Raw genomic sequence first — 6231 nt, 5'->3', positions numbered from 1 at the left:
AACGATTTCGTAATACTCCTGTGGCATTCGTGCATCGGACATAGCAACCTCCTGGTCTGTAAAGTTGCTATCTAAAAGGCGCAAATGGCGTGCCAAACTCGCTTGGGTTCTCTGTCCGGTTCTTAGTCGATTCTCACCATCAAAGCTCGTCGGTACGCCTCGTATTGAGACAATGCGGCGGACTTCGGCATGCCGGATGGGTTACACTGCGAGCTGCGGTGTTATTCTATTAAGGCATGTGGGTGGCCTGCCTACTTCTCACGATACGGAGACGGCGGATGCGGCGGGTTTCGGGCGAGGGGGTGAATCGAATCACGCGGCGGCGTTCTGCGCGTTTAGGCTTCGAGACCCTCGAACCGCGGCACTTGCTCACGGCCGCCAACCTAGAGATCACCGAGTTCATGGCGACGAACGTCTCCACGCTCGCCAGTGGCGACTCAAGCTACGACGACTGGATCGAAATTCACAACGCCGATAGCACGGCGGTCAATCTGGGTGACTACTATCTGACCGACAACCTGGGCAACCTCACCAAGTGGTCGCTCCCGTCGGTGTCGCTGCCCGCGGGGGGCTACCTGGTGGTATTCGCTTCGGCGCCGGTCGACTTCGATGGCAACGCCATCGACAACAAGATCGATGGGCTTGGCTACTACCACACCAACTTCAAGCTCGATTCGAAAGGCGAGGAGCTGGCGCTTACTTACGAAGACCCGGGCAGCAGCTTGGTGTCGATCGTGCACCAGTACGAGCCCGATTTCCCCGCGCAGTATCCCGACGTCTCGTACGGCATCGCCAGCGATTCGCAGATTCGGTACTTTGGCGCGCCGACGCCGGGTGGTCCGAATGGAGCCGGCCTGCAGGGAGTAGTCGCCGACACGAAGTTCAGCGTCGACCGCGGTTTTTACGACGCGCCTGTGCAGGTGGAGATCACCTCCGATACGCCCGATGCGGTGATCTACTACACAACCGATGGCTCCGAGCCTGGGCCAGGGAGTGGTGAGCTCTACACCGGCGCACTCACCATCGATCGTACCACCGTACTACGAGCCGTAGCGACCAAGGCGGGTTACCTGCCCACGAACATCGACACGCAGACTTACCTGTTCCTCGCCGACATCGTTGGCCAAACCCGCCAGGATGCGCTCGATGCCGGGTACCCAAATATCTGGGAGGCGGCCAACGGCGACTTCGTCGCCGACTATGGGTTCGATCCGGATGTCGTCGGTCAGTTCGATGCGGACGGCCACCCGATTGGTGGCGATAAGTTCGGTGGCGTCTACGCGGCACAACTCGCACAAGCGCTGACCGCTGCGCCGACGATCTCGATTGCGATGGATCCGGACGACTTGTTTCTGCAAGATAACTCCGACGTCGACGGCATCTATATCGATCCCCGGCAGGGGCGAAACCCCGAGCCCGAACGAGCTTCGTCGATCGAGTGGATCACCACCGATGGATCGGCTGAGATGCAGGTCGACTCGGGCATTCAGATGCAGGGGGGTGCGTTTCGTTCGCACTATCTCACCCGCAAGCACTCGTTCCGGCTGGTGTTCAAGGACGAGTACGGTCCCAGCGAACTGACCTTTCCGGTGTACGGCAGCGACGGTGTCGACCGCTTCAACACGCTGGTGCTCAAGGCCACGGCCAACGACGGCTACTCGTGGGGCGCCAGCCAGCAGACCCTGCAGTACGCCCGCGACCAGTTTGGCCACAGCCTTCAACTCGACATGGGGCATGCAAGTCCTCACGACACTCGCGTGCACCTGTACCTGAACGGCATGTACTGGGGTTTGTACAGCGTGCAAGAGCGGCCCGACGCCGAGTTTGCCGCCAGCTACCTGGGGTCGAAACCCGATACGTGGGACGCGGTGCATGACGACGAAGTCAATAGCGGCACGCCCGATGCCTGGATCGCAATGCTCGACAAGTCTGCACAATCGGGCTCGTCGCTCTCCGACTACATGCAACTGCAAGGCAGAAACCTGGACGGTACACCTAGTTCCTCTGTCGCGCCGCTGTTGGATGTTGAGAACTACATCGACTACTTGATCATCAACGTGTGGGCGGGCAACGACGACTGGCCGCACCACAACTTCTGGGTGGGCCGCGACCGCAATCCGCTCACCACCGAAGGTTTTCAGTTCTTCCTGTGGGACTTCGATGGAGTGATGGGCAACACTCGCGAGTGGTCGCCGCTGGATACTTGGACTTTTAATCAAAATTTTTCTGGCGTGGGACAAGCACACAACTACTTGAAGTCCAACGCTGAATATCAACTCGATTTCGCCGACCGGGTGCACAAGTATTTCTTCAACGAAGGGCTTCTCACGCCGGAGAAATTGATCGCCCGCTATCAGGTAATCACGGATCAGGTCGAGGAAGTGTTGGTGGCCGAGTCGGCGCGGTGGGGCGACATGCATTCGGCGACGCCTCTTACGCCGGCAGAGTGGGAAGTCGAACGCGACTGGCTGCTCGAGACCTACCTGCCCCAGCGCTCCAGCATCGTGATGGAAGAGATGCGATTCTATGGTTTCTATCCCGATACCGTGGCGCCCAGCTTCGCGCAGCATGGCGGTTACGTTCCCCGTGGCTATGAACTTGCGATCGAGGCTCCTGAGGGAACCATTTACTACACGCTAGACGGCACCGACCCCCGGTTGGTCGGCGGTGCGGTGAGTGGTTCGGCCTTGGTGTATGGGACGCAGCCCGTTGAGATCGCGGGCAGCGTGACCGTCAAAGCTCGCGTGCTGCAGGATGGTGAGTGGTCGGCTCTCAACGCCGCCGAATTCACCACCACCGTGCCAGGCGACTTCACCACGCTGCGCGTCACGGAACTGCAGTATCATCCGGCAGATTTCGCCAGCGTGGTGGACGATGAGGATCTGGAATACCTCGAGCTTTTGAACACCGACAGTAGCCCCGTGAGTCTCGACGGTATCCAGATCGCGGGTTTTGCTAGCGAGCCGTATACGTTCGACGACGGCCAAGTGTTGCAGGCGGGCGAGCGAATCGTCGTGGCGCGAAACCCCGTGGCGTTTCAATCGATTTATGGAACTGACGTTCGCCTGGCGCCTTCGGGTTACACTGATCGCAATCTTAGCAACGGTGGCGAGACCGTCACGCTGCTGGGGCCCTCCGGGCAGCTGATCGCGAGCTTCAGCTACAGCGACGATCCTCCGTGGCCCACTTCGCCCGATGGTGGCGGGCAGTCGCTGGAGATCATCGATCCACTGGGCGATGCAAGTGACCCCACTAACTGGCGGGCCAGCTACTATGCCTTTGGCTCACCCGGCTTCGATGGTCTGCCGATCGAGGGCGATTACGACAGCAATGGCGTGGTCGACCAGGCCGACTACAGCGAGTGGAAGTTGCAGTTCGGCACGCCAGTTGAGATCCCGGGTACTGCGGCCGATGGCAATGGCGACGGCCGCGTGAATCTGGCTGACTATGCCATATGGCGGAACCACTTGGGAGCGAGCCTGGCGGCGGTAACCGGTCCGATAGAACAGTATCAAACCGCGCCGAGCATGCTGAGCACCCTTTCTTCAACGGCGGTTGTCGTGCCCGCGGTGGATGAGGTGTTCGAGTCGTACGATAGTTCTAGAACCGCTTCTGCTACAAAGCCATCAGAGGCCGCGCTCAACGCCTCTGCGCCGGCAGTAGAACTACCACTGCTCGAGCTCGAGGTGGAGGACAATTCAACGTCCGAATCACTAGGAATGGTTGATGTCGGAAGCAGCGAAGAAGTCGCAGCATCGCTCGAATTTGTTTGGGACCGGCTGTAGTAAGCACTCTCGCTAGAACTCCTCACCCGCGATGGTCGACATGCCGCGGTAGGTGTGCTTGTCGATCTCATCTTCCACAAACTCCACGTGGCCATCACCAAAGGCGAACACCGCGCCGCCGGGGTGGTTGCTGCCGAAGGCGCCGTTCTGGCGGTCGTAGTGGTAGCCCGCGCCGGGGCGGGTGTTCAGGGGGTTCGAGGTGGTTCGCAAACAGTCGGCGAAGGCCAGGGCATAGGTCCACGTGTTGGACGACTCCCACGTGTCGGCCAGCACCACTTCGCCAAGCAGAAAGCTGCTGGATGTGCCATCGGTAAACTGCCGCAGCTTTCGCTGGTGGACATAGACGAACGCGCCGTTGTTGTCGTACTTCACGACTTCCAGCGGTTGATACGCACCGAGCGAACCTTGCGAGAAAGCGTAACTGCCGGTCGCGGCGATCACGGGGTCGTACACGTCGCTCAATAGTTCGGAGTTGTCGCTCGGGCAGCGGAGCACTTCCAGGTGCTGCTTGACACCCATGCACTTGTCCTTGTCGGCGTACCAACTCAGGTCGTCGACGTTGCGGTTCCATAAGCCGCCCACCTCGACCGACAACTGGTCGTACAGCGCTTGTTGCTCGAGCTGCGGTAGGATCGAAACGAACCCGCTGGCGGCCGTTTTTTCGTCGGCCGCGAGGCCCGCGGGGCAAACGTCGATTTGCAGCGTGTCGCCCGTGTCGTCGCAGCCAACCCGTCCAGGCGGGAGCCGACGATGCGTTTGTTCGTAATTCAACACCGACAGCGTCAACTGCTTCTGGTTGCTGCTGCAGCCGTTACGGCGGGCCGCCTCGCGCGCTGCCTGCACGGCGGGAAGCAGCAGCCCCACCAGCACGCCGATGATGGCGATCGAAACCAACAGTTCGACCAGCGTGAATCCGCGGCGGAGTGCTTGGGGCTGCTTCATGGCTAGAAACTCGCGTGTTTGACGCCGAAATGTACTTTCGTTTTCGCACGCTGCAATGGATGAGCCGTCTGGTGACAATTATATAATGAGCGGTAATGAACGGCCCGCAAGAATCCAAATCGGAAAGAAATAAAAAACTGTCGAAGGCCTCGACGGTTACCGAATACGCTGCGCATTACCAGCAAGCGTACCCCCGCCTGATGGCCGTGGCCGCGGGCGTGTTGGGTCGGCGGGAGGGAGCAGAGGACATCGTTCAGGATGCGGCGAGTCTGGCGGTGGAGAAGCGCCGGGAGTTCGACAGTCCCGCGGCGTACGTCGCCTGGATGTTCGGCGTGGTGCGGCGGTTTGCCCTGAACGAACGCCGCAAGACCCACCGCCGCCAAACCTATGCCACTGATCCGCACGAGTTCACTGCCGTGAGCGATGTTCACTCGACGCCAGGCCCGCTGCCTGTCGATCCATGCTCAGGGGAACTTGTCGCCGGGCAAGCGAGTTTCGAGGACGATCTGTTGGAAGCGCTCCATGATCTTTCCGAAGATGCTCGCTGCTGTTTGCTGCTCCGCACCGTGCACGACTTGAGTTATGCTGAGATTGAGCAACTGCTCGGCATCCCCCGCGGCACTGCCATGAGCCATGTCCACCGCAGTCGTCAACACCTGCGAACCCGTCTTGCATCGCAGGAAACGCGTACGTGATACAGACTCCATTTCGAACTGAGCCAGCAGGATGATCCGTCCTGAACTACCGAGCGACGATAGCCTACTCGACGCGTACCTGGACGACGCGCTCGAGCCCGCTGCGCGCGAGGCGTTCGAGGTGCGGCTTGGCAACGATCCGGAACTGGCGCGGCAAGCAGAACTGCAGCATCGAATCAACGCTTCGCTCAAGGCAAATTTCCCCATTGACGAAGCGAGTGCCGAGCACGTGGCGGAGGTCACCGCGCCACTTGAAGAGTCCGAGCCGGTGATCCTGAGATTTTCTCGGCGGCGCTGGGCATGGCTCGCAGCCGCGGCGGCCGTGGCCGGCGTGCTCTTGGCTTGGGGCACCAGTGGGCCACGCCGCGTCGATCCCTACTTCGAGCCAACGCCGCTGGCCGAAGTGTACAACGCAACGGTCAAGCAAGGTTTCGAACCGTACTACGAGTGCGAAGACGACGAGCGGTTCGCGCGGGTCTTTTCTAAACGACAAGGCATCCCGCTCGCGCTGCTGCCCATGCCCGAGGGGAGTCGCATGCTGGGGCTTTCTTACCCAGGTGGGTTGAGCCGTGATACCACGGCCATGCTCTGCCGCGTCGACGGCGAGCCGGTGATGGTGTTCGTCGATCAGCCGGAGGCTGACAGTTCGCTAGCCGCCGAAAAGTCCGCGGCGTCCGAAGATCTGTACATCTTTCGCGACGAGCATGACGGGCTCGTGTTCTACGAGGTGACGCCCTTCGACACCCCGCGTGCGATGCAGTACCTGACGATTCGCTAAGGCAAACGCGTTTCCAACGGTCTCGACCCCA

The 6231-nt window shown here is 60.5% G+C and carries 4 protein-coding genes; 3 read left to right on the top strand and 1 reads right to left on the bottom strand.

Going from position 1 to position 6231, the window contains the following annotated elements; genetic code table 11:
- Positions 1-278 precede the first annotated feature (278 nt).
- Positions 279-3785, top strand: a complete 3507-nt coding sequence (locus NG895_RS19175) for a chitobiase/beta-hexosaminidase C-terminal domain-containing protein (RefSeq protein WP_252854142.1) — start codon at positions 279-281, stop codon at positions 3783-3785.
- A gap of 12 nt (positions 3786-3797) precedes the next feature.
- Here the strand turns inward: NG895_RS19175 and NG895_RS19170 are convergent, their stop codons facing one another.
- A complete protein-coding gene (locus NG895_RS19170; protein ID WP_252854141.1) occupies positions 3798-4727 on the bottom strand; it encodes a DUF1559 domain-containing protein in 930 nt (309 codons plus the stop codon).
- A 95-nt stretch (positions 4728-4822) separates the two neighbouring features.
- Between NG895_RS19170 and NG895_RS19165 the strand changes: the two genes are divergently transcribed.
- Both NG895_RS19165 and NG895_RS19160 read left to right on the top strand, forming a co-directional pair.
- Positions 4823-5422, top strand: a complete 600-nt coding sequence (locus NG895_RS19165) for an RNA polymerase sigma factor (RefSeq protein WP_252854140.1) — start codon at positions 4823-4825, stop codon at positions 5420-5422.
- 31 nt (positions 5423-5453) lie between these two features.
- Complete coding sequence (locus tag NG895_RS19160; protein ID WP_252854139.1) at positions 5454-6200, top strand: anti-sigma factor family protein; 747 nt, start codon at positions 5454-5456, stop codon at positions 6198-6200.
- The last annotated feature ends 31 nt before the right edge of the window (positions 6201-6231 follow it).

The sequence above is a fragment of the Aeoliella straminimaris genome (assembly GCF_024054565.1).
Classification (GTDB): domain Bacteria; phylum Planctomycetota; class Planctomycetia; order Pirellulales; family Lacipirellulaceae; genus Aeoliella; species Aeoliella straminimaris.
This window is presented reverse-complemented; position numbering and strand designations above follow the sequence as displayed.